This window comes from Loktanella sp. R86503, assembly GCF_042466455.1.
Taxonomy (GTDB): domain Bacteria; phylum Pseudomonadota; class Alphaproteobacteria; order Rhodobacterales; family Rhodobacteraceae; genus Loktanella.
The window spans coordinates 245674-269776 of the sequence record NZ_JAXHCI010000002.1 but is presented as its reverse complement, the minus strand read 5'-3'; the positions used below and the strand labels follow the sequence as shown (position 1 = coordinate 269776).

21 protein-coding genes are annotated in these 24103 nt (G+C 58.1%); 9 read left to right on the top strand and 12 right to left on the bottom strand.

The window, feature by feature from the left end; genetic code table 11:
• Positions 1-102 precede the first annotated feature (102 nt).
• The 3 genes from dnaK to radC all read left to right on the top strand — a co-directional run bounded on the left by dnaK (position 103) and on the right by radC (position 4129).
• Complete coding sequence (gene dnaK, locus SJY10_RS02305) at positions 103-2010, top strand: molecular chaperone DnaK (RefSeq protein ID WP_386679428.1); 1908 nt, start codon at positions 103-105, stop codon at positions 2008-2010.
• 74 nt (positions 2011-2084) lie between these two features.
• The gene (gene dnaJ / locus SJY10_RS02300) at positions 2085-3233 is read left to right on the top strand and encodes a molecular chaperone DnaJ (RefSeq protein WP_386679427.1); all 1149 of its coding nucleotides are present in this window, start codon (positions 2085-2087) and stop codon (positions 3231-3233) included.
• 137 nt (positions 3234-3370) lie between these two features.
• Positions 3371-4129, top strand: a complete 759-nt coding sequence (gene radC / locus SJY10_RS02295; protein WP_386679426.1) for a DNA repair protein RadC — start codon at positions 3371-3373, stop codon at positions 4127-4129.
• Here the strand turns inward: radC and SJY10_RS02290 are convergent.
• From SJY10_RS02290 to secA, 3 genes are all read right to left on the bottom strand, one after another.
• Positions 4126-5658, bottom strand: coding sequence for a phosphate ABC transporter substrate-binding/OmpA family protein (locus SJY10_RS02290; RefSeq protein ID WP_386679425.1), 1533 nt, complete (start codon positions 5656-5658; stop codon positions 4126-4128). The two genes, radC and SJY10_RS02290, sit on opposite strands and share 4 nt — an antisense overlap.
• Before the next feature lie 32 nt (positions 5659-5690).
• A complete protein-coding gene (locus SJY10_RS02285; protein ID WP_386679424.1) occupies positions 5691-6734 on the bottom strand; it encodes a translocase in 1044 nt (347 codons plus the stop codon).
• A gap of 137 nt (positions 6735-6871) precedes the next feature.
• On the bottom strand, positions 6872-9616 hold the full coding sequence (gene secA, locus SJY10_RS02280; RefSeq protein WP_386679421.1) for a preprotein translocase subunit SecA: 2745 nt from the start codon (positions 9614-9616) through the stop codon (positions 6872-6874).
• A 189-nt stretch (positions 9617-9805) separates the two neighbouring features.
• On the opposite strand from secA, the gene SJY10_RS02275 reads away from it, so the two are divergent.
• The 3 genes from SJY10_RS02275 to mutT are packed head-to-tail and all read left to right on the top strand — an operon-like array spanning position 9806 to position 12327.
• On the top strand, positions 9806-10717 hold the full coding sequence (locus SJY10_RS02275; RefSeq protein ID WP_386679419.1) for a peptidylprolyl isomerase: 912 nt from the start codon (positions 9806-9808) through the stop codon (positions 10715-10717).
• A gap of 3 nt (positions 10718-10720) precedes the next feature.
• Entirely contained in the window at positions 10721-11932 is a 1212-nt protein-coding gene (gene argJ, locus SJY10_RS02270; protein ID WP_386679418.1) for a bifunctional glutamate N-acetyltransferase/amino-acid acetyltransferase ArgJ, read from the top strand.
• A complete protein-coding gene (gene mutT / locus SJY10_RS02265) occupies positions 11929-12327 on the top strand; it encodes an 8-oxo-dGTP diphosphatase MutT (protein WP_386679417.1) in 399 nt (132 codons plus the stop codon). The genes argJ and mutT overlap by 4 nt, the downstream gene beginning before the upstream one ends.
• A gap of 154 nt (positions 12328-12481) precedes the next feature.
• On the opposite strand, the gene infB is transcribed toward mutT, so the two are convergent.
• The 5 genes from infB to pip form a co-directional block, all read right to left on the bottom strand.
• Positions 12482-14974: a translation initiation factor IF-2 gene (gene infB, locus SJY10_RS02260; protein WP_386679416.1), complete on the bottom strand. Its 2493-nt coding sequence runs from the start codon at positions 14972-14974 to the stop codon at positions 12482-12484.
• A 4-nt stretch (positions 14975-14978) separates the two neighbouring features.
• Positions 14979-15605, bottom strand: coding sequence for an RNA-binding protein (locus SJY10_RS02255; protein WP_386679414.1), 627 nt, complete (start codon positions 15603-15605; stop codon positions 14979-14981).
• Positions 15606-15624: 19 nt separating this feature from the next.
• Complete coding sequence (nusA, locus tag SJY10_RS02250) at positions 15625-17235, bottom strand: transcription termination factor NusA (RefSeq protein ID WP_386679412.1); 1611 nt, start codon at positions 17233-17235, stop codon at positions 15625-15627.
• Complete coding sequence (rimP, locus tag SJY10_RS02245; protein ID WP_386679411.1) at positions 17235-17834, bottom strand: ribosome maturation factor RimP; 600 nt, start codon at positions 17832-17834, stop codon at positions 17235-17237. The genes nusA and rimP overlap by 1 nt, the downstream gene beginning before the upstream one ends.
• A gap of 135 nt (positions 17835-17969) precedes the next feature.
• On the bottom strand, positions 17970-18959 hold the full coding sequence (pip, locus tag SJY10_RS02240) for a prolyl aminopeptidase (protein ID WP_386679409.1): 990 nt from the start codon (positions 18957-18959) through the stop codon (positions 17970-17972).
• 75 nt (positions 18960-19034) lie between these two features.
• On the opposite strand from pip, the gene ubiG reads away from it, so the two are divergent.
• Positions 19035-19775 carry a bifunctional 2-polyprenyl-6-hydroxyphenol methylase/3-demethylubiquinol 3-O-methyltransferase UbiG gene (ubiG, locus tag SJY10_RS02235; RefSeq protein WP_386679408.1) on the top strand — a complete coding sequence of 247 codons (741 nt, stop codon included), beginning with the start codon at positions 19035-19037 and terminating at the stop codon, positions 19773-19775.
• A 45-nt stretch (positions 19776-19820) separates the two neighbouring features.
• On the opposite strand, the gene SJY10_RS02230 is transcribed toward ubiG, so the two are convergent.
• Genes SJY10_RS02230 through SJY10_RS02215 form a run of 4 tightly spaced genes read right to left on the bottom strand, consistent with a single transcriptional unit; the run spans position 19821 to position 22096 of the window.
• Positions 19821-20264, bottom strand: a complete 444-nt coding sequence (locus SJY10_RS02230) for a MarR family winged helix-turn-helix transcriptional regulator (protein ID WP_386679406.1) — start codon at positions 20262-20264, stop codon at positions 19821-19823.
• A complete protein-coding gene (locus tag SJY10_RS02225; protein ID WP_386679404.1) occupies positions 20261-21094 on the bottom strand; it encodes a carbon-nitrogen hydrolase family protein in 834 nt (277 codons plus the stop codon). The genes SJY10_RS02230 and SJY10_RS02225 overlap by 4 nt, the downstream gene beginning before the upstream one ends.
• On the bottom strand, positions 21091-21348 hold the full coding sequence (gene grxC / locus SJY10_RS02220; RefSeq protein ID WP_386679402.1) for a glutaredoxin 3: 258 nt from the start codon (positions 21346-21348) through the stop codon (positions 21091-21093). Before grxC ends, SJY10_RS02225 begins: the two co-directional genes overlap by 4 nt.
• 28 nt (positions 21349-21376) lie before the next feature.
• Positions 21377-22096: a ComF family protein gene (locus SJY10_RS02215; protein ID WP_386679400.1), complete on the bottom strand. Its 720-nt coding sequence runs from the start codon at positions 22094-22096 to the stop codon at positions 21377-21379.
• A 22-nt stretch (positions 22097-22118) separates the two neighbouring features.
• On the opposite strand from SJY10_RS02215, the gene SJY10_RS02210 reads away from it, so the two are divergent.
• Positions 22119-22931, top strand: a complete 813-nt coding sequence (locus tag SJY10_RS02210) for an SAM-dependent methyltransferase (RefSeq protein ID WP_386679398.1) — start codon at positions 22119-22121, stop codon at positions 22929-22931.
• A 57-nt stretch (positions 22932-22988) separates the two neighbouring features.
• Positions 22989-24089 (top strand): ferrochelatase, encoded by a 1101-nt coding sequence (gene hemH / locus SJY10_RS02205; protein ID WP_386679396.1) that lies wholly within the window; start codon positions 22989-22991, stop codon positions 24087-24089.
• The last annotated feature ends 14 nt before the right edge of the window (positions 24090-24103 follow it).

Here is a 24103-nt window from a genome sequence, read left to right as displayed (position 1 = left end):
CAGTCGGGGCAGGTCATTTCTGCGCCGCAATCATGAAAACGGGCGCAGGTGCCGCAATGGGTCTGCGCCTCTCACATCGCCTGAAGTATAAGGGATCTGAAAATGGCTAAAATCATTGGTATCGACCTCGGTACAACAAACTCTTGCGTTGCCATCATGGATGGCAGCAAGCCCCGCGTGATCGAAAACAGCGAAGGTGCGCGCACTACGCCGTCGATCGTTGCGTTTACGGATGACGAACGTCTGGTTGGCCAGCCCGCCAAGCGTCAGGCCGTCACCAACCCTGAAAACACCATCTTTGCAGTCAAGCGTTTGATCGGCCGTCGTTTTGACGATCCGCTTCTGGCAAAAGATAAAAAGAACATGCCTTTTGACGTGGTCAACGGCGGCAATGGCGATGCCTGGGTTCAGGCAAAGGGTGAAAAGTATTCCCCCTCGCAAATCTCGGCCTTCATCCTGGGCAAGATGAAAGAGACTGCAGAATCCTACCTTGGCGAAGAAGTCACTCAGGCTGTCATCACTGTGCCTGCCTACTTCAACGACGCCCAGCGTCAGGCAACCAAGGACGCAGGCAAGATTGCCGGCCTTGAAGTTCTGCGCATTATCAACGAACCGACAGCAGCTGCATTGGCCTACGGTCTGGACAAGAAAGACACCAAAACCATCGCGGTCTATGACCTTGGCGGCGGTACCTTCGACGTCACCATCCTGGAAATCGACGACGGCCTGTTCGAAGTGAAATCCACCAACGGCGATACGTTCCTTGGCGGTGAAGACTTTGACATGCGCATCGTCAACTACCTTGCTGAAGAGTTCAAAAAGGAAAACCAAGTTGACCTGACGAAAGACAAGATGGCGCTGCAGCGTCTGAAAGAAGCTGCAGAAAAAGCCAAGATCGAGTTGTCGTCTTCCTCCTCGACCGAGATTAACCAGCCGTTCATTTCGATGGGCTCGAACGGCCAGCCGCTGCACATGGTCATGAAGCTGACCCGCGCCAAGCTGGAATCGCTGGTGTCCGACCTGATCAAAGCGTCGATCAAGCCTTGCCAAGCCGCGCTGAAAGACGCTGGCCTGTCTGTTGGTGACATTGACGAGGTCGTTCTGGTCGGCGGCATGACCCGCATGCCCCGCGTCAAGGAGGAAGTTGCCAAGTACTTTGGCAAAGAGCCGCATCAGGGCGTGAACCCGGATGAAGTTGTAGCATTGGGCGCTGCCATTCAGGCTGGTGTTCTGCAGGGCGACGTCAAAGACGTGGTTCTGCTGGACGTGACGCCGCTGTCGCTGGGCATCGAAACATTGGGCGGCGTTTTTACACGCCTGATCGACCGGAACACGACGATCCCGACGAAAAAGTCGCAGACTTTCTCGACCGCAGAAGACAATCAGAATGCAGTGACCCTGCGTGTCTTCCAGGGCGAGCGTGAAATGGCAGCGGACAACAAGATGCTGGGCCAGTTCAACCTAGAAGGTATCGCGCCAGCACCGCGCGGCATGCCGCAGATCGAAGTGACGTTTGATATCGACGCCAACGGCATCGTGTCCGTCGGGGCCAAGGATAAGGGCACCGGTAAGGAACAGACCATTACGATCCAAGCCTCTGGCGGTCTGTCGGATGAGGATATCGAAGCAATGGTCCGCGACGCAGAGGCAAACGCCGATGCCGACAAGGAACGTCGCGCCCTGGTCGAAGCTAAAAACCAGGCAGAAAGCCTGATCCACTCGACCGAAAAGTCGATGGAAGAGCACAACGACAAGGTCGACCCGACGACGATCGAAGCCATCGAACTGGCTATCGCCGCGCTGAAGGACGAACTGGAAAACGACAACGTCGAAAAGATCAAGTCGGGCATCCAGAACGTTACCGAATCCGCGATGAAGCTTGGCGAAGCCATCTACAAGGCAAGCCAGGACGCCGAGGACGGTGCGGAGCCGGAGCCCAAAGGCGCGGATGAGGATGACATCCTCGACGCGGACTTCGAAGACCTCGACGACGACAAGCGCAACAAGTAAGGCAACCGCCTGACGGGATAGACCGGCCCCTGATCCGGGCCGGTCTTTTTCCATTCCCAAGGGGGAACTGCACAATGGCTAAACGCGACTATTACGAAACGCTCGGGCTCAAAAAGGGCGCCGGCGCGGATGAGATCAAAAAGGCCTATCGCCAAAAGGCGAAGGAATTGCACCCGGACCGCAACTCCGACAATCCAAAGGCTGAAGAGCAATTCAAAGAAGCAAACGAAGCCTATGAAGTCCTGAAGGACGGCGACAAAAAAGCGGCCTACGACCGCTATGGTCATGCCGCGTTCGAAGGCGGAATGGGCGGCGGCGGGCGGCACCCCGGCCACCAAGGCAATGGCGATTTCGCCTCTGCCTTTTCGGATGTTTTCGATGATTTGTTCGGCGACTTTATGGGCGGTCAGCGCGGTGGCGGTGGACGTAGCCGCGCGGCACGCGGCAATGACCTGCGCTATAATCTGCGGATCAAACTGGAAGAGGCCTATGCAGGCCTGACCAAGACGATCAACGTACCCACGGCCGTGCAGTGCGGCAATTGCAGCGGTACGGGCGCAGATGACGGCTCTGAACCTGTGATCTGCCCCACTTGTTCTGGTATGGGCAAAGTGCGCGCGCAGCAGGGCTTCTTTACGGTCGAACGGACCTGCCCCACCTGTAATGGCGCAGGCCAGACGATCAAGAACCCTTGCCATGTCTGTCACGGCGCCGGCCGCGTCGAAAAGGAAAAGGCGCTGTCGGTCAATATCCCGGCTGGCGTTGAAACGGGTACACGCATCCGCCTTGCAGGCGAGGGCGAGGCCGGCATGCGCGGTGGACCTGCGGGCGATCTGTATATCTTTATCGAAGTTGCAGATCACGCATTGTTCGAACGCGAATCCAGCAATCTGTTCTGCCGTGTCCCTGTCAGCATCGCATCTGCCGCCTTGGGCGGAGAGATTGAAGTGCCAACAATTGACGGTGGCCGGTCGCGGGTCAAGATACCCGAAGGCAGCCAGTCTGGCCGCCAAATGCGACTACGTGGCAAAGGTATGCCATCGTTGCGCGGCGGGGCCGCCGGTGACATGTTTATCGAACTGCAAGTCGAAACGCCTGTCAATCTGACGTCTCGGCAGCGCGAAATCCTGAAGGAATTTGATACCTTGTCCAAGGAAAACAATCCGCAGGGATCAAGTTTCTTTAAGTCTGTCAAAGGCTTTTGGGATTCAATGAAAGGCTAGCGCGCGCTGCCGCCATCCCGATTAATCGGCAACATGACAACATATCATTAAGGGGCCCCGGTTGACCGCGGCCCCTTTTTGTTGGGCAACCCTACCGCTTTAACCACTTTTTTACCGCGTCAGAGCAATCTGCGGTTATGACGCAATCATTTCAAGAAGCCCTACCCTTCTTTACTCCTGCCGCCTCTGACGAGGCGACAGGTGTTCAGGTGTCCGGTCGACTGCCGTCCTACATTCGGGATCACCGCGCGCGTTTACGCGAACGTTTTTTGACGGGCGGCGCAGCAGCGATGCCTGATTATGAATTGGTGGAACTTGTGCTTTTCCGTGCCATTCCGCGGCAGGATGTCAAACCGCTGGCACGTACACTGATTGATCAGTTTGGCGATTTTAACCGTGTCATCTCTGCCCCAGTAACAGCGCTGAAACAGGTGAAAGGGGTGGGTGAGGCGGTTATAACCGAACTCAAAATTGTCGAGGCCGCCGCGCACCGTATGGCGCGCAGTAAGGTTATGGCGCGTCATGTCGTAAGTAGCTGGGACGCCCTTTTAGATTATTGCCACACCGTAATGGCGCATCGTGATACGGAACAGTTTCGCATCCTGTTTTTGGACACAAAAAATACGCTTATTGCGGACGAAGAACAGGCACGCGGAACGATCGACCACGTTCCCGTCTATCCCAGAGAAGTGGTCAAACGTGCGCTGGAACTGAACGCCGCATCGCTGATCTTGGTCCACAATCATCCATCTGGGGATCCAACGCCGTCACAGGCCGACATTTCCATGACTGCACAGATTGAAGCGGCGGCAATGGCCCTAGGCATTGCAGTTCATGATCACCTTATCATCGGAAAATCCAGGGAACTGTCTTTTCGCGCTGAAGGATTGCTTTAATTGCCGACCCAGACTTCCACCCTGCGGTTCATCTGGCGGCCCCATGCTGTATCGTCACAGCCGATCGGCAATGCCTCTCCAAAGCCGGCGGTACCAAGGCGAATATTGTCTGGAAGTGTGCCCAACAACGACAAGAGCGCACTTTCCACGGCCAGCGCCCGCGCCGCAGATAGATCGCGGTTCGATGCGGCGTCGCCTTCGCTGTCGCTAAAGCCAATCAACATCACTTCGCGGCCGTCATAGGCACCATCCCTTATGTCGTGCGCCAGATCGCGCAGGTTTGCGGCAGAAGCCGCATCCAGCGCTGTCGTTCCGTTCGCAAATCGGAAGGTCAGCGATATACGCACCCGCGCATGCATCATCGCCACCATACCCTGCAAATCCTGCAGCGATGTATCAGGCCCGGCTATTGTAATGGCATGGGCAAACCGCTCGCCCTGGTCATCCAGCGTGATCGGAATGACCCCGCGGTCAGTGAAACCGGCCCGCCGGACAATCAGTTCGGCTGTCGGGCTGCCAAGCCACTTTAAAAAAGACCGAACGATTTCTGGCTGGCGCTGCGATCTGACAAACGCATAAGCCTGTGTTGCCAATGGGTAATCCTGCGTTTTGATCCCGCGCAGCACTGGCGGTGCAGTCAACCCACAGGCATCGCTAAACCCCAGCGGCTGCGCGATGCCAGAGTTGCCAAGAGCCGCGATTCCCAATGCGCCCGGGTCTGCAGCAACGGCTTGTGCCAGCGCATCCGGATCGGCATGTCTGACCAAAGCCGTGCTGGCCGATACCGGAAGCATAGCCAGAAAGGCGTCAGCCTGCCCATCACCATCTGCCCCCAAGTGGAGCGTTATTGGCATTGGGGGTTGCCCCAACTGTTCCCAATCAGTGACATCACCGGCGAAAGCAGCAATCACATCCGCCGGGTCAATAGTTCGAATGGGATTGGCCGGGGAAACCACAGGCACCAACGCCTCCCCACCCAGCACAATGCTACCGCCGTCCAAGCCGGGTAGCGCGATCCCAACCTCTGCGGCGCGCGCTTGTTCATCTGGCAGCGGGCTGCGAAAGGTTAGGGCTATGTCGCTGTCATATGTCAATAAATCTGCAAATGCTTCGGCACTTTGATTGTTTTGCAAGGTAATTTTCAGAACCGGCCCAGCATCATCGTGCAGGGAAATATCCGTCAGGCCGGTGTTGTCAGCATTCTGGGTCAGCCCCAAACCGCGATCGCGGGCGAACCCGTTAAACAGGGCCGGCAAAAGCAAACTGGTCAATCGCGGCTCGCCGGACATACGCAAATGCGGCGTGTAGTCGTTCCGGTCCGGGCAGTCGGCACCAGCGCAAGTGACGCCAGCATAAGCCAGCGTCAGTGGCCCATGTGGGGATTCGATATCCAGATATGTACCGTCAAAGCCGGCGATGCGACCGGTCAGCACCAGGTTGCCCTGCGCAGAGGTAATTGTGACATCGTCCGCGCCGGCGCTTTGGGCAAACAGCAACAGTGCGGCAAGTCCCCCTGCCGCACTGCGCAAAACTGAATACCATCTGGAACGTTGCTGCGATTTCATTTCGCCGCGAGTGTCAGGTCCGCAAACATATTTTTCAACACCAGAAATTCGCCAATTGCATCACAACCCGGCATGGTCATCGTCAAATCAATCGCACCAACCGAATTGTTCGGACCGATCTGGATGCTTTGCGCCGAAACATCGCGCCCGCAATTGCGGCTTGTGACCTCTGCCTCGACATTCAGGATGACCTGCCCGTCGCGTGCGGATGTCCCGCTGGGGAATGTATAGACCTCTGCCCGCAGAGTATCACTGACAGCAACATCGCCCAGCGACACAAAAAATCCGCCTTGGCCGTCCTGAGCCTGATCAAACGTCCCGGTCGATGCCGACCAGATATGTCCGGCGTCATTATAGCCTGCGCCGAATTCCAGCGCGTGAAGCTGGACACCGTCATCGCCTTGCCACTGCAGCACGGCCCGGTCCACCTTATCTAGGTCAGGCACAGTAACAGAAGCAGCTGCCGCCTTGCCCGAATTGAAATCGGCAATGAATAATGCGTCACGGGAAAGCGCTGGAACATCAACCGACAGCTTGCCGTCCGCGTCGGTCATTGCGCTGAAAATCATGCCCTGGTGGTGGATCGAAACCGGTGCACTCTTGTGACAGTCACCGGCCAGTTGCAGCTGAACCATCGCCATAGGAAGGGCGGTCGCCGTCATCGACGGATTACAAACCGTCACTTTTGGGCTTTGCATTTCGGGCGGTTGAATCATCGTCGATGCAGCGCCCAGATCCAATGCGGCGGTCAACTCGGGCATTTGCAGGGTTGGCGTCGCCAGTTCTTGGGGAATGTTCGCGGTCTGCATCGTATCGCTTGTCGCGCGAGGTGCCATAAGAGGAGGTACGACAGCTACATTGTTGGTGGTCACAGCCGAAGCAGGAATGCTGACTTGAGTACGGCCATCTGGTCCGCCGATGGGTTCATCAATTCCAAGCCGCGCGGCAACCGCATCGCCATATTGCATGACAAAGCCAATGCTCAGCGCGACAGAAAATGTCGTGACGGCTGTGACGATCTTACGGGTTGCTGGTTTCATGACTCGTCTCCTTGCCCGTTAGGGGATGGGACAAGTTATGCACAGCGCAAATGTCGTCGTCGGGACCGGCGCAAGGAATTAACGTGTCGTGAATGTGGCAGGGGCGGACCATTGGCCCGCCCCTGCAACCATTTTTATCACAATGCGCCGTGGCAGTGCTTGAACTTCTTACCCGACCCACAAGGGCAAGCATCATTACGTGTCGGGTTTCCCCAAGTCGCCGGGTCGTTTTCATCAAAGCCTGTGCGGGCAGTCGCGTCTCCGGCGCTTAGTGCAGAGGTAGCGCGTTCGATCATCTTTTCCGGCTCTGGCTGTGCATCGGGCTGCGGCGCAGCATCCGCGCCGGCCGCTGCGGCCTGCTGTTGGCGCAGTTGCGCGATCATCTGATCCTGTTGTTCCTGCGTCATTGGCTGGATCTGACCCAGCTTTTGGGTCACGTCCAGACGCAGCCCATCCAGAAGCCGCTCAAACAGCTGGAAGCCTTCGGTCTTGTATTCATTCAGCGGGTCACGCTGCGCATACCCACGGAAACCGACAACAGAGCGCAGATGTTCCAAAGTCACCAGATGCTCGCGCCATTTGGCGTCGATCGTTTGTAGCAAAACCTGCTTTTCGATGTTGCGAATGGCCGCCGCGCCAAAGGCTTCTTCTTTTTTGGCCATATGCGCATCTGACGCGGCTTCCAGCCGTTCACGCATCTCATCGGCATCGACGCCTTCTTCTTGCGCCCAAGCCATGACCGGCTCGTCCATGCCAAGGTTCTGGATGACGTCGGCATAAAGCGCCTCAGTTGTCCACTGATCGGCATAGCTGCGTGGTGGCATATGCTCGTCGACCATATCTTCGATCACCTGGTGGCGCATGTCCTTGACGATTTCGGATAGATCAGTCGCCTCCATGATCTCTCGGCGTTGGCCAAAGATCACTTTTCGTTGCTCGTTCATCACGTCGTCGAACTTGAGCAGTTGCTTGCGAATGTCAAAGTTTCGGCCTTCGACTTTTGCCTGCGCCCGTTCCAGCGATTTGTTCACCCACGGGTGCACAATCGCTTCACCTTCTTTCATGCCCAGCGTCGACAAAACCTTGTCCAGACGTTCAGAGCCGAAAATCCGCATCAGATCGTCTTCGAGCGACAAAAAGAAAGACGATCGGCCAGGATCACCCTGTCGGCCAGAGCGACCGCGCAGCTGGTTGTCGATCCGGCGCGATTCGTGACGTTCTGTCGCCAGAACGAACAGGCCGCCAGCTGCCAGAACCTTTTCCTTTTCGCCAGCATGTTCTGCTTCGATCCGGGCGCGGATTTCGTCGGGGTTAGCTTCGGGATCGGCGTCCAGCGCCTCGATCACCTTCAACTCGACATTACCACCCAGCTGAATGTCGGTACCACGGCCCGCCATGTTGGTGGCGATGGTTACAGCACCCAGCTTACCTGCGTCGGCAATAATCTGCGCTTCCTGTTCATGCTGGCGCGCATTCAGGACGTTATGCTTTATCCCCTCTGCAGTCAGCAGCTGCGACAGAAACTCGGACTTTTCGATGCTGGTCGTGCCGACAAGGATAGGCTGCGCCTTGGCATTCGCTTCTTTGATCTCTTTGACCACGCCTTCGAACTTTTCGCGGGCGGTCCGGTAAACCTGATCATGCTCATCTTGGCGTTGGATGGGCCGGTTGGTCGGAACTTCGACCACGCCCAAGCCATAGATTTCCATGAATTCGTCGGCTTCGGTCAAGGCCGTGCCGGTCATGCCGCCCAATTTGCTATACAGGCGGAAGTAGTTTTGAAAGGTAACAGAGGCCAGCGTGACGTTTTCGGGGCGAATGGAAACGCCTTCTTTCGCCTCAATGGCCTGATGCAGACCATCTGCAAGCCGGCGACCGGTCATCATACGGCCCGTAAATTCATCAATCAGGACGATTTCATCACCGCGGACGATGTAATCCTTGTCCTTGGCAAATAGCTTGTGTGCCTTCAGCGCTTGGCTTGTGTGATGCACAAGCGTGACGCTTTCGGGATCATAAAGCGTCTGGCCTTCAGGCAGCAGACCGGCACGCGTCAAGGCGTCTTCGAGGTAGTCATTGCCTTCGTCAGTAAAGGTAACGGACCGCTGTTTTTCGTCCAGCGTGAAATGCTCCGGCAGGATACCTGGCACTACAGTATCAATGTCGCGGTACATCTGGCTGCGGTCCTGCGCTGGACCGGAAATGATCAGCGGCGTGCGCGCTTCGTCGATCAGAATCGAGTCGACCTCGTCAACGATCGCAAAGTTGTGCGGCCGCTGGTACATCTGGCTTAGTTCAGACTTCATGTTATCGCGCAGATAATCAAAGCCCAGTTCGTTGTTCGTCGCGTAGGTCACGTCGCACTGATAGGCGACTTTCTTTTCCGCCTCGGGTTGCTGCGGTACGACGACACCCGTGGTCATTCCTAGAAAGCTATAAACCTTCGACATCCAGTCCGCGTCGCGGCGGGCCAGATAATCGTTCACGGTCACGATATGCACGCCCTTGCCGGACAACGCATTCAGATATGCCGGAAAAGTCGCAACAAGGGTTTTCCCCTCGCCTGTCTTCATCTCGGCAATGTTACCTTGATGCAGAAAAATACCGCCCATCAGCTGCGTATCGAATGCACGCAGACCCAAGGCGCGGCGCGCACCCTCGCGGCAGTTGGCGAACGCTTCGGGCAGCATTGCATCTAGGCTTTCGCCTGCTTTCGCCCGCTCTTGCAGGGTGCGCGTCCGCTCCTTGATTTGCTCGTCGCTCAGCGCCGTAAACTCCGGCTCCAGCGCGTTGATCTTCTCGATCAGGGGCCGCACGGCCTTAACTTTACGATCGTTCGCGGTCCCAAAGACCTTTTTCGCAATAGATGACAGACCCAGCATGTTCTCTCCAAGCGGACTCTTGCCGCCCCTGTGATACCAAATTGAGAGGAGGTCGCTTGTCGGCTTGCGCCAAGGCCCCTAAACAGGGCCCAAGACCAGCCCCCTCAAGGCTTCCTTGCGATGTAAGGGGCGGGCTGATTACTGTCAACGTTGCGCCCCTTCGGGGGACTGTTTGTAAGGACTGTTTCAATGACCCGTATGACCCTTTTGCTGGGCACCGCCGCACTGGCGCTGACCCTGACAACCACCGTGCAGGCGCAGGATACCACAACCGAAGCGCCCGCTGCCGAAGCGCCCACCACCGAAGCTACTCCCGCTCCCGCTGCTGATCCAGCCGCCGTTGTGGCGACAGTGGATGGCACTGAAATCACGCTCGGTCAGATGATCATTGCCCGATCGCAATTGCCCCAGCAGTACGACCAGTTCCCCGCCGACGTGATCTTTGAAGGTGTGCTGGACCAGATCGTGCAACAGCAACTGTTGTCCAATAGCCTGACCGATGTGCCGGCCCGCGTTGGCTGGGCCCTCGCGAACGAAGAGCGGTCCCTGCGCGCTGGTGAAGTTATCACCGACCTTACTGCTGCTGCCGTGACCGACGAAGCGATCCAAGCCGCCTATGACGAAATGGTTGCCGCTGCAGAAGCAGAGCCCGTCACAGAATGGAACGCCAGCCATCTGCTGGTCGAAACCGAAGAAGAAGCGCAGGCCGCCAAAGATCGTATCACCTCTGGCGAAGATTTCGCAGAAGTCGCCAAGGAACTATCTACCGGCCCCTCCGGCCCCACAGGAGGAGAGTTGGGCTGGTTCGGTCCTGGCCAGATGGTCGCCGAATTCGAACAGACCGTCGAAGGCATGGAAGCCGGCGATCTGTCTGACCCCGTGCAGACGCAATTCGGCTGGCACATCGTCAAGCTGAACGAAACCCGGGAAAAGCCCGTCGCGGCCTTGGAAGATGTCCGCGCCGAAATCGTCGGCGGTATTCAGGAATCCGTCATCCTGTCCAAGATCGAAGAGCTGAAGGCCACCGCCGAGGTTACGCTTGCCGAACCGGATACCTTTGATCCGGCTGTTCTGACCAATCTCGACCTGCTGGAGAAGTAAGTCATGCCATTGTCCCCGCTTGCCCCCGCCGCCTTTCCTGACCTGCCCGTCATTGACGGCGTCACCTTCGCGGCGGCGCAAGCGGGGGTGAAATACAAAAACCGGACTGACGTGATGCTGGCGGTGCTCGCCCCCGGCAGCACCGTTGCGGGTGTGTTTACACGTTCCGCCACGCGTTCCGCACCGGTTCTGGATTGCCAGGCAAAACTAGGCCCCGACACGGGTCCGGCCGCAATTCTGGTGAACTCCGGAAACTCAAATGCCTTTACCGGCAAGGCCGGCCTCGAATCCGTCGCCGCCATTACGCAAGCTGTCGCCGCCGCCACCGGCATTGACGCTGCGCGCGTATTTACCGCGTCGACGGGTGTCATCGGCGAACCCCTGCCCCATGACCGCATTGTTGCTAAAATCAACGACCTGAAAGCCGCCCAGTCCGCGACCGCCATGACCGACGCCGCACGCGCAATCATGACAACAGACACCTTTCCGAAAGGGTCCACGCAAACCGTCATGATCGACGGAAAGCCGGTCCAGATCGCTGGTATTGCCAAAGGGTCGGGCATGATTGCCCCGGATATGGCGACGATGCTGGTCTACATCTTCACCGATGCCCGGATCGCCTATCAGCCGCTGCAGGACATGCTGGGGCGCCTGACTGACAAGACCTTTAACAATATCACCGTCGACAGCGATACCTCGACCTCTGACAGCTTGATGCTTGCCGCGACGGGCACCTCTGACGTTGACGTCACCGGCAACGCCTCTTTCGAGGACGCGCTGCACACTGTCATGCTCGATCTTGCGCACCAAGTCGTCCGCGACGGCGAGGGCGCGACCAAATTCGTCACCATCGCCGTCACCGGTGCTGCAACCGATGCAGACGCCCGCCTTGTTGCTATGGCGACCGCCAACAGCCCACTGGTCAAAACCGCAATTGCGGGTGAAGACCCCAATTGGGGCCGGATCGTCATGGCCGTCGGTAAATCCGGCGCTGCAGCAGATCGCGACAAACTGACAATCAAGCTAGGCGATATGGTGCTTGCTGAAAATGGGTGGCGCGCGCCTAGCTACTCCGAAGAAGCCGCCGCTGCGCATATGAAAGGTCAGAATATCGACATTAATGTCGATCTTGGCCTTGGACACGGCGCAGCGACCGTCTGGACCTGCGATCTGACCCACGAATATATCACGATCAACGCCGACTATCGCTCGTGAAGGTTCTTCTCGTCTCTGCTGTCGCGCTGATCGACGTCGACGGGCGGGTTCTACTGGCCCAACGCCCTGCTGGTAAATCACTTGCAGGGCTGTGGGAATTTCCAGGCGGCAAGGTCGACCCAGGTGAGACCCCGGAAATCGCCCTGATCCGCGAGTTGCAAGAAGAGCTTGGGATAGATACTTGGGCCTCTTGCCTCGCGCCGCTGACCTTCGCCAGTCACACCTACGACGACTTTCACCTGTTGATGCCGCTTTACGCTTGCCGAAAATGGAATGGCACGCCGCAAGGCCGAGAAGGCCAGACCCTCAAATGGGTCCGCGCGAACGACTTGACGCAATACCCCATGCCGCCTGCAGACATTCCGCTCATCCCGATCCTACGCGACTGGCTGTAGGACGCGTGCGGTCAAGCTTGCCTTTACCCATAGCCTTACTTTCGGCGGCTAACTCAATGCACTGACGCATCCCATTCATCTGGCTAAATAAACTCAAATAAAAAGGCCCGTCAGCAGCGCTGACGGGCCTTTTCCAATTTTCTACTTGAGCCCCTTACAGGTTCCGCTCGACCGATTCACGTTCAAAGATTTCGATCACATCGCCAGGGCGCATATCTTCGTGGTTCTCGAACGCCATGCCGCATTCCTGACCCGACTGCACTTCGGATACTTCGTCCTTGAAGCGCTTCAGCGTCTTCAGTGTGCCTTCGTGGATCACGACGTTATCACGCAGCAGGCGCACGCCTGCGGAACGACGCGCCACACCTTCGGTGACCAGACAGCCCGCGACGTTACCAACATTAGAGACCTTGAAGACCTCTTTGATATTGGCGTAGCCGATGAACTTTTCGCGAATTTCATTCGACAGCAGCCCAGAGGCCGCCGCTTTGATGTCGTCCACAAGGGCATAGATGACCGAGTAGTAACGGATCTCCACGCCTTTTTGGTTGGCCACGTTCCGCGCCGTCGCATTGGCACGCACGTTGAAACCAATCACGGGTGCACCCGACGCTTCTGCCAGACCGATATCCGATTCCGTAATCGCGCCTACACCAGAGTGCAGCACCCGGACGCGGACTTCGTCGTTGCCGATTTTTTCCATCGCTTGCACAATCGCCTCGGCAGAACCCTGCACGTCGGCTTTCACGATGATTGGCAGCTCGGATACGCTCTGGTTGGCTTTGGCGTTTGCCATCAGCTGTTCCAGTGTCGTCGCGGCACCGATGGCGGCGCGCTTATCTTTCGCGGCCTTCATGCGGTAATCAGCGATTTCACGCGCTTGCGCCTCGGTGTCGACCACGTTCAGCACGTCGCCGGCTTCTGGTGTCCCATTCAGGCCCAGAACTTCGACAGGCACAGACGGGCCTGCCTCTTTGACGCGGTCGCCTTTATCGTCGATCAACGCACGCACCTTGCCCCACTGCTCGCCCACGACAAAGATGTCGCCCTGACGCAGGGTACCGTTTTGCACAAGAACGGTCGCAACAGGTCCGCGACCAACATCCAGCTGCGCCTCGATCACTGCGCCCATGGCAGAGCGATCGGGGTTCGCCTTAAGTTCCAGAATTTCAGCCTGCAGCGCGATGGCTTCCAGCAATTTGTCAAGACCAGCACCAGTCGCGGCCGAAACCTCGACGTCCTGAACATCACCGGACATCTTTTCGACGATGACTTCGTGCTGCAGCAAGTCGGTCCGAACCTTGTCTGGATTCGCGGTCGGCTTGTCCATCTTGTTAATTGCCACGATCATCGGGACCTTTGCGGCCTTGGCGTGGTTAATCGCCTCAATGGTCTGAGGCATCACGGCGTCGTCAGCCGCAACAACCAGCACCACGATGTCAGTGACATGAGCACCGCGCGAACGCATCGAAGTAAACGCGGCGTGGCCCGGCGTATCAAGGAACGACAAAACGGAACCATTGTCCGTCGTCACCTGATAGGCACCGATGTGCTGCGTGATGCCACCTGCTTCACCAGCCACAACCCGCGTTTTGCGAATCGCATCCAGAAGCGAGGTTTTACCGTGGTCAACGTGGCCCATGATCGTGATGATCGGCGCACGCGGCTTCAGGTCAGCCGGCTTGTCTTCGGCTTGTTCAATGACCTGCTCAACGTCGGAATCGGACACGCGTACAACTTTGTGGCCGAATTCTTCGATCAGCAGTTCAGCAGTATCGGCGTCGATGGTTTCGGTCTGCGTGACCATCATACCCATCTTCATCAGTTCCTTGACGACGTCAGAGGTCCGTTCGGCCATCCGGTTCGCCAATTCGCCGACGGTGATTGCCTCGGGCAGCTGTACATCGCGGACGATCTTTTCGCGCTCGACCTGACCACCCATCGCCTTCTGGCGGGCACGGTCTTGCTTACGCTTCATCTGTGCCATCGAACGCTGTCGACCACCTTCGCGGCCAGTCAGCGCATCATTCAGCGTCAGCTTACCGCCACGGCGGCCATCGCCTTCACGGGAAGGTTTGGCTTTGGTGGTGTCGCGTGTCTGCGCTTCGCGGTCACGCTCGGTCGCCTTACGCGGTCCGCTGGATGTGGGGCGATCGACTTCGGCCTGACCCGGAGGTGCGGCAACCTGCGGTGCAGGTGCGTTCTTTGCCGCCTCGGCAGCGCGACGCTTCTCTTCTTCTTCTTCGGCTTTCGCCTTTGCACGCTCCTCGCGGATACGATCTTCGGCTTCTTTGGCCTCAATCTCAGCACGGCGACGCTCGCGCTCTTCAGCGCGCTCTTTTTCCTCGGCTTCGCGCTTGGCTGCTTCTTCGGCCTCGCGTGATTTGGCCAGCGCCAGCGCTTTCATGCGGCGGGCAAGTTCCACATCGGAAATGCCTGCGGGCCGCTTGGACGGGTCACCGCCAGCGGGCAGGCCAGCGGCTACGCCGGTTTTAGGCGCAGGCGTGCCAGGTTTCGGCACCACAACGCGCTTGCGCTTGGTTTCCACAACAACGTTCTTCGTGCGACCGTGGCTGAAGCTTTGCTTCACGTTGCTCGGACGCGACCCGCCAAGGCCCAATGGTTTCTTGCCGTCAGTATCGCTCATCTAGCTATGTATCCTTCCCGACAGCCATATTGCCGTCGTCAATCTCGCGGAGTCCGCGCAGTCTTGCGGCTTCCTCTACAACACGGTCACTGAGTCCGCCAGTCGCGAGCGCGCCATGTATCACACTTTGCCGCCCGAAAGCCAAACCCAATTCAGCTGCGGTCAAACAGCTGTAATATCTTGCCCCTTCGGGCGTCCAGAGTTTGGCTTTGCCACGCTCTGATCCGTCACCGGCTTGCAGTAGGACGCGCACGTTTTCGCCCCCGGCCAGCCAGCCCTTTACCTTTTCGAACCCGCAAACCGCGAGCCCGGCCTTGCGGGCCATCGCGATCAAGTCCAGCGTGCGCCGGACCAGTTGGCGTTCGACTTCTTCCGTTAATCCATCCGGGACTTGAACCTGCGCTTTTGCAGATCGGCTGAACTGACCTTTCTTGGCCTTGTCCAGCGCGTCGCGGGTGGATGCAACATACATACCACGTCCGGGCAGCTTGCCCAAGATATCAGGCACGACTTGATTGTCGGGTCCGACAACAAAGCGGATCAACCCCACCTTCGGTTGCGTCTCGCCGGTGACAATGCATCGGCGTTCCGGTCCGTCATCCAGGTTCTTTTTCAATCCACCACGGGTCATAGGGTAAAGTCAGAGGCGCTTACGCCTCTGCCTCCTCTTCCATATCGGTGTCTTCCTCGTCGGAAACAAGGTCCGCCGGATCGACCCAGCCCAGCATAACGCGGGCGGTCATCACCAGGTTCTGTGCCTCTTCCAGGCTGACATCGAATTTTTCCAGCACGCCTTCGTCCTTGTGACGCTGTCCATCAACAACAGTCCAGCCGCCAGCCAGTTCCCAGTCAGCGCAGGTTGCAAAGTCTTCCAGCGTTTTCACACCATCCTCGCCCAGCGCCTCGACCATCTGCGGTGTCAGGCCATCAAAGCTGATAAGCGAATCCTCGACGCCCAGCTCGCGAGCGTGATCCAGAGCCTTTTTGCTCTGCGCTTCCAGATAGTCGCGGGCACGCGCCTGCAATTCGCCAGCCGTGCTTTCGTCAACACCTTCGATGACCAGCAGCTCTTCAGCCTCGACGTAGGCGACTTCTTCAAGGTTCGTGAACCCTTCGGACACCAGCAACTGAGCAAAGAATTCGTCCAGATCCAACGTATCCATGAACAGCTTCGTGCGCAGTTCGAATTCGGCCTGACGACGCTTGGATTCCTCTTCTTCCGTCAGGATATCGATATCCAGACCGGTCAGCTGAGATGCCAGACGCACGTTCTGACCACGGCGGCCGATGGCCAGCGACAGCTGCTCTTCGGGGACCACGACTTCGATCTTGCCGGCCTCTTCGTCCAGAACGACCTTACTGACTTCAGCAGGTTGCAGCGCGTTCACAAGGAACGTCGGCATGTCTTCGTTCCACGGGATGATGTCGATCTTTTCGCCCTGCAGTTCGTTTACGACAGCCTGCACGCGCGATCCGCGCATACCAACGCAGGCACCGACGGGATCAATGCTGCCATCATAGGAAATGACGGCAATCTTTGCGCGCGAGCCGGGGTCACGGGCGACGGCCTTGATCTCGATGATGCCCTCATAGATTTCCGGCACCTCCATCTTAAACAGCTCTGCCATGAATTCCGGCGCAGTCCGCGACAGGAAAATCTGTGGCCCGCGCTGTTCGCGGCGCACGTCCTTGATGTAGCAACGGATGCGGTCGTTCGGGCGGTAAGCTTCGCGGCCGATCTTTTCATTGCGGCGCAGGATCGCTTCGCCAGAACCTACGTCCACGATAACGTTGCCGTATTCCTCGCGCTTGACCAGCGCGTTGATAATGGTGCCGGCGCGGTCTTTGAAATCTTCGTACTGCTTGTCGCGTTCGGCTTCGCGGACCTTTTGCAGAATAACCTGCTTGGCCGACTGTGCCGCGATCCGGCCCAGTTCAACGGGCGGAACTTCTTCGACCAGCGTATCGCCGATCTTTGCGTCCTTGATCCAGTCCTTCGCTGTTTCCAGCGTAAACTGAGATTGGTAATTCTCATACTCGTCTTCTTCGACGACGGTCCGCACGCGGGTAAAGGTTGCACGGCCGGTCTTGCGGTCGATGCTGACGCGGATGTCCATCTCAGCGCCGTAACGCGACTTGGCTGCCCGGGCGAGCGATTCTTCCATCGCCTCAACCACCAGACCGGGGTCGATATTCTTTTCGCGGGCAACCGCCTCGGCGGTTTGCAGCAGCTCCAGCTGGTTTGCAGACGTAATGGCCATCAGGTGTTCTCCTCATCCCCATCAATGATGGTTTCAATCTCGTCGAATTGGGCCTCGTCGATCTGGCCCGCGTCTTTGCGTCCGCGCAGTACATTGCGGATCAAATCATCTGTCAGCACCAGCTTTGCATCCGACAACCAGTCAAATTTCAAACCGATGGTGACTTCTTCCTTGCCGTGATCGCCGGCCGGAATTGTAATCAGAACTTCGTCGCCCTCAACGCCGGCCAGCTCGCCCTTAAAGCGGCGACGACCGTCGATCAGCTGATCGGTTTCAAGCTTTGCCTCGAACCCTTGCCACTGATCGAAATCCTTCAAGCGGGTCAGTGGCCGGTCAATGCCGGGGCTGCTGACCTCTAGCGTGTACTCATCAAGGATCGGGTCCTCGACGTCCAGCACAGCACCGACAGCGGTGCTGATCTGGCCGCATTCATCCACTTCGATCGTGCCGTCGGCCTTCTGGGCCATAATCTGAAGCGTCGATTCCTTGCCAGTCATCAGACGGATGCGTACGACCTCGAACCCCATGTCCTCGATGACGGGGGTGATAATCTCTGCGATCCGGCGGTCGATGGCCGCTTTGGCGATCAGGTCGTTCATGGATATCTCCAAGCACAAAAAAACGGGCGCGCGGCCCGTTGCGAATTCCGGTTGGGCGCTGGGGGTGGAGGCCAGCACGCCGCTGTTGAGAGACCAGATAAACCAAAATGCGGCCCGCTGCAAGGCCGGCGTCGATTATAGCCCCAGCCGCGTCCTGTCAGCAGCGAATCCGTCCATTGCGCGCACCAGTTCAGCGCTGATCCCCGGCTCTGACAAAGCGTGCCCAGCGCGCCCGACAAAGGTCAGTTTGGCCAGCGGCCACTGCTGCGCCAAGGTATAGGCCGATAAGGGCGGGCATATCATGTCGTAACGCCCCTGTACGATTACGCCGGGTATACGCGCCAAACGGTCCGTGCGCGCCAAAATCTGATGGTCTGCGTCCAGCCAGCCATTGTGGTAAAAGTAATGATTTTCCAGCCTTGCAAACGCGCGGGCATAATCCGCAGGGCTTTCTCCCACCCGCCCATCGCTATCAATCGCGGCCAGTGCATTTTCCCACTGCGCCCAGGCACGTGCATATTTTGTCTCTGTCATCATATCGCCAGAAAACAGACGCCTGTGATAGGCTTCGACCAGATTGCCACGCTCATCCTCTGGGACCAGTTGGACAAACCGCTGCCACAGGTCAGGCCAGAACCGCCCAGCGCCGCCTCCATAAAACCAGTCAAGCTCGCCCTGCGTCATTAAAAACACGCCGCGCAGCGCCAAAGCGGCCACACTGCCCGAATGGCTTTGCGCATAGATCAACGCAAGCGTTGCCCCCCAACTACCGCCGAACACGATCCAGCGATCGATGCCAAGCGTGATGCGGATCAGCTCTATATCGGCAACAAGGTGCCACGTCGTATTGGCCACGACACTGGCATGGGGACGCGACCGCCCACATCCGCGCTGGTCAAACAGTACGATACGATACTTGGCCGGGTCGAAATACCGCCGCATCGCCGGGCTACATCCGCCACCGGGACCGCCGTGCAGTACGACCACAGGAATACCTGCAGGGTTGCCGCATTGCTCGACATAAACTTTATGACCGTCGCCCACCTCCAGAATGCGCTGATCGAATGGATCAACCGGCGGGTATAAATACGCGACTGCGCTCTTTTGGCTCGGGACGTTTTCCATAGATCACCTATATAGGGTAGTAGCGGGCGCAACCATGCCCCGTTGCAGATGCCACTTGCAAAGCCGGAGGTCAAAATGACCACAAACACCATCGACGATCAAGAAGTCGCCAAATTCGAAGCCATGGCTGAAGAATGGTGGGATGAGACCGGCAAGTTCAAGCCCCTGCATATGATGAATCCAGTCCGTTTGGATTATATCACGCGGCAAATTGCTGCTGAATACAATCGCGACCTGGGCACCGACAAACCTTTTGCTGGGCTACGCATCCTTGATATCGGTTGTGGCGGCGGCCTTTTGTGCGAACCGATGGCGCGCCTAGGCGCAGACGTCGTCGGCGTCGACGCCGCTCCGCGCAACATTCCAGTGGCAAAAATCCATGCCGAACAGTCCGGCCTGACGATCGACTATCGTCACGGCACAGCCGAGGCGATGGCCGCAGCCGGCGAACAATTTGACGTGGTCTTGAACATGGAAGTCGTCGAACACGTTGCCGACCCGTTAGGCTACTTGACCGCCTGCCAGCAGCTTCTCAAACTTGGCGGCTTGCATCTGTGTTCAACCATCAATCGCAATCCCAAATCCTTTGCTATGGCGATTGTGGGTGCTGAATGGGTCATGCGCTGGCTGCCCAAAGGCACTCACGACTGGAACAAGTTCATCACCCCGAACGAGCTGTTCGATTTGCTTAAAAAAGCCGGGCTGACCCCTGTCGACCGCACCGGCTATGTCTTCAACTTTCTGGCCTTCACATGGTCCACGTCGCCAGACGATCTATCCGTAAACTACGTAACCGCCGCAACAAAACCGGCCTGATCCCTTTCATCTGGCAAGATAAACTCCCGCCGGAGGCACCGGCCTTCAGGCCGGATCCGCCAGTTTTGCCCGTAATTGGCGCAGCACCGGCAGGGTCGCACGCACGCGATCCTCGCCGACCTTGGCCACGACATCGGCGACAAGGGGGCTTATCGCGGCTATTGCAGCGTCCCGCGCTGACAGACCCGCCGGGCTGATCGACACCATCTTGCGCCGCGCATCGTCCCAGTCAGGTCGGACATGCACCCACCCGGCCCATTCCAGCTTGCTAAGCGTATTGGTAATCGCACCACGCGTCAGGTGGAACGTCTGGGCCAATTGGGCCGGTGTGCGCTCTGCGCCGATATGGGCCAGATGGTTCAACACTGAAAAATGCGACAACTCCATCCCCTTGGGCAACACCCGCGCCATGCTCGCCCGTGCCAGTTGGTCAACCGCCAGCAATTCGCTGAACAGTGTGACGGCAAGGTGTTGGGTCTGATCGGTCATTTCGGGTCCAGATAGGGGCGATCGTGGTGCAGCGACGGAATGCGGCCCCGCGACTGTGCCACCAAAGCTAAATCCAGATCAACCAGCGTGACGCCGGGTTCTATCCCTGCATCCGCCAGAACCGTACCCCAAGGGTCAACGGCCAGGCTGTGCCCATAGGTCTGCCGCGCCCGCCCGCTGCCGGCGGCATGCATGCCAGTTTGCGCCGCTGCCAGTACAAAACACCCCGTCTCGATCGCGCGGGCGCGCAACAATGTGTGCCAGTGCGCTGCGCCGGTCACAGGCGAAAATGCGGAAGGCACCAACAAAATTTCCGCCCCGGCCTGTGCCAGATCACGGTGCAACTGCGCAAAGCGAAGATCGTAGCAAATGCTCAGGCCCAGCGCGGCACCCGGCGTTCGCGCCAGTACAGCGCGATCGCCAGGCCGATACCCGGCAGATTCACGATAGCTTTCCGTATCCGACACCGTCACATCGAACATATGAATCTTGTCGTAGCGCGCAGCAATCCTGCCATCGGGTCCGACCAGAAAACTACGATTGGCAAAGCGTCCGTCCGCATCCCCTGTCTTAAGCGCCAGCGACCCAATAGACAGCCAGACACCAAGCTGCGCAGCCTGATCGCGCAAGGCTTTCAAAGTGATATCGTCTTGCTCCAGCTGCAGGACATCCTGCTGCCGCGACCGGTCTTGCGATACACAATTTGTCACCTCGGGCGTGCAGATCAGGGTTGCGCCCTGCGCGGCAGCTTCGCCGATATATTGCAGCGTCGCGACCAGATTAACGGCGGGATCATCCCCCGCCGTCATCTGGATCAACGCCGCCTTCATGCCGCCAGCATCGCGTCCAGTTTGCCCGCGCTTTCCAGCGCAAACAGATCGTCGCAGCCGCCCACATGGGTCGTACCGATAAATATCTGCGGCACGGTACGACCGCCGTTGCTACGCTGGATCATCTCGGCTTTTTTGTCGGGGTTCTGCGACAGGGATACTTCGGAAAAGCTGACGCCCTTGGACGTCAAAAGCCGCTTGGCGGCGTGGCAATATCCACAGGTCGATTTAGTGTAAATCTCTACGTTTTTCATTTGCAGGCTCCTTGGCTTGGATGCTTACTTAGGTGTCCTTCACCACCCGCGCCAGTGCAAGGATACAGACACGCTGTGCGCCTGCAGCCTGTAACGACTCCGTCGCAGCAGCGAATGTGGCCCCTGACGTCATCACATCATCCACCAACAAAATATCACGCCCCGCGATCAGATGCGCCCGCGCTGGATGGTGCACGATAGCGCCTGCCAAAGCAGCAAAGCGGGCATCGCGACCGACTGCTTCCATTTTGGCCATACGCTTTACCCGCCGCAGCGCGTCAGGAACATGCGGTGCACCCAAGCCGCGCGCCACCAACCGCGACAGCAAGGCTGCCTGATTATACCGCCGGGCGATCAGCCGCGTCCAATGTAGCGGCACTGGCACGACAACCATATCAGGCCGGATCATCTGCCGCCCCGCATGCAGCATCCATTTCGCCGCAGGCACGGCCAGATCGGTGCGGTCTGCGTGTTTCAGGCTCAGCACCATCCGCCGCCCGATGCCGTCGTAAACAAGCGCGGTCCGGCCCTGATCCCAAGGCCGCGGGATCGTCATGCAATCATCGCAATGCACGGGACCGGCACCCTGCCCCATCAGCGGTGTGCCACAAGAGTCGCAAATCAACCCGTTTATGAACTGCGTTTCGCGCCAACACGACCCGCACAAACCGTGGTCTTCGGCCGTTTGGGTGTCGCATGCCACGCACTGTGAAGGATAGATTGCCTTGATGACACTTTGCATTCGCACACAATCCTCCTAGATCAGCCAGATGCAGATCCTGACCGATACCTTTGCCCTGTCTCGCAACCGCGCCCGCGCAACAGAAATGTTCCTGCGCGAACGAGTTGCCGATGACGTTCAGCAAAGACTGGAAGAGGTTAACAGGTCATTTACATCCCCCTTGATCGTAACGCCGACACCAGCGCTTTGGTCACACATCGTGCCCGACGCGCCGACCATTCCGGTGACCGAAACGCTACCCGTGTCCGAAGCCGCGCACGATCTACTGATCCACGACCTATCCCTACACTGGGCGAACGACCTTGTCGGCCAGCTTGTGCAGTCCCGCCGCGCACTGTCCCCCGACGGGCTGTTCATCGGAACGCTGTTCGGCGGTCAAACCCTGCACCAGCTTCGTACCTGCCTGGCAGAGGCAGAGTCCCGCCTGACCGGCGGGCTTTCCCCGCGCATCGCGCCGATGGGCGAAATTCGCGACCTTGGTGGTTTGCTGCAACGCGCAGGCTTTGCACTGCCGGTTGCGGACAGTGACACGATCAACATCAGTTATAGTGACGCCTTCGCACTCATGCGCGATCTGCGCGCCATGGGAGAGACGAACGCCCTGCAAGCCCGCCTGCGCCGCCCGACGCGTCCCCGCATCCTCCAAGATGCGGCGCACATATATACCGAACATTTCGCAGACCCGGATGGCCGTATCACAGCCACCTTCGAAATCGTGACCCTGACCGGCTGGGCCCCTGCAGCAAACCAGCCGCAGTCCCTGCGCCCTGGCTCTGCCACGGCGCGACTGGCTGACGCATTGGGAACCGACGAAACACCACTTAAAACCGATAAAAATTGACCTCGCGATAACTCCCTTGATCTAGGCATCAATTGCGGGACCATAAGGAAAGCCAGCATGTTCGACAAAACACCTCCCGAACGCCCAGCCACCTGCCCAGCGCACGCGGGCCCCGATCACCCGGCGATCAAGCCGGCGCGCGTCGGTGTGCTTGTCGCGAACCTTGGGACACCAGATGGCTACGACTATTGGTCCATGCGCCGCTATCTGTCTGAATTCCTGTCCGACAAACGCGTCGTCGACTACTCCGCCTGGCTTTGGCAGCCTCTATTGCAATTGGTGATCCTGTCGAAACGCCCTTTCGCATCGGGTGCAAACTACAAATCCATCTGGAACGAGGCAGAAAACGAATCCCCCCTGCTGACCATCACGAAAAAGCAGACCGCCGCGATCCGTGCCAAAATGGTTGCGCAGTACGGCGACGACGTGCGCGTCGATTTCTGTATGCGCTACGGCAACCCTTCGACCCCGTCCAAAGTGCGCGAAATGGTTGAAGCCGGGTGCACTAAAATCCTCTTTTTTCCGCTCTACCCGCATTATGCCGGCGCAACGTCCGCCACGGCAAACGACAAATTTTTCCAGGCCCTGATGCAGGAAAAACGCCAGCCCATCGCCCGCGTCGTCGCCCCCTACTTCGAAGAACCCACCTACATAGAGGCGTTGGCCCAATCCATCGAACGTGCCTATGCAAGCATCGACCAGCGACCCGAAGTACTGATCTGCTCCTACCATGGCATGCCGGAACGCTACCTGAAAGAAGGTGATCCCTATCACTGCGAATGCCAAAAAACGACGCGCCTGCTGCGCGAACGCCTCGGCTGGGACAAAACCGAAATTCGCACCACCTTCCAATCCGTTTTTGGCCCTGAAGAATGGCTCAAGCCTTATACTGTTGACGAAGTTGCGCGGCTAGCCAAAGAAGAGGGTATCAAGCGCATCGCCGTCTGCGCCCCCGCCTTCAGCGCCGATTGCATCGAAACGCTTGAAGAAATCAACGAAGAGATTAAGGAAAGCTTCGAAGAGGCGGGCGGTGAACACTTCACCTATATTCCCTGCCTTAATGACGACCCGGCCCACATCGACGCACTTTGCGGTGTGATTGACCGGAACCTGCAAGGCTGGCTGCAAACAGAAGACCAAACATTCGGGTCAAACTGATGTGATTGCTCACG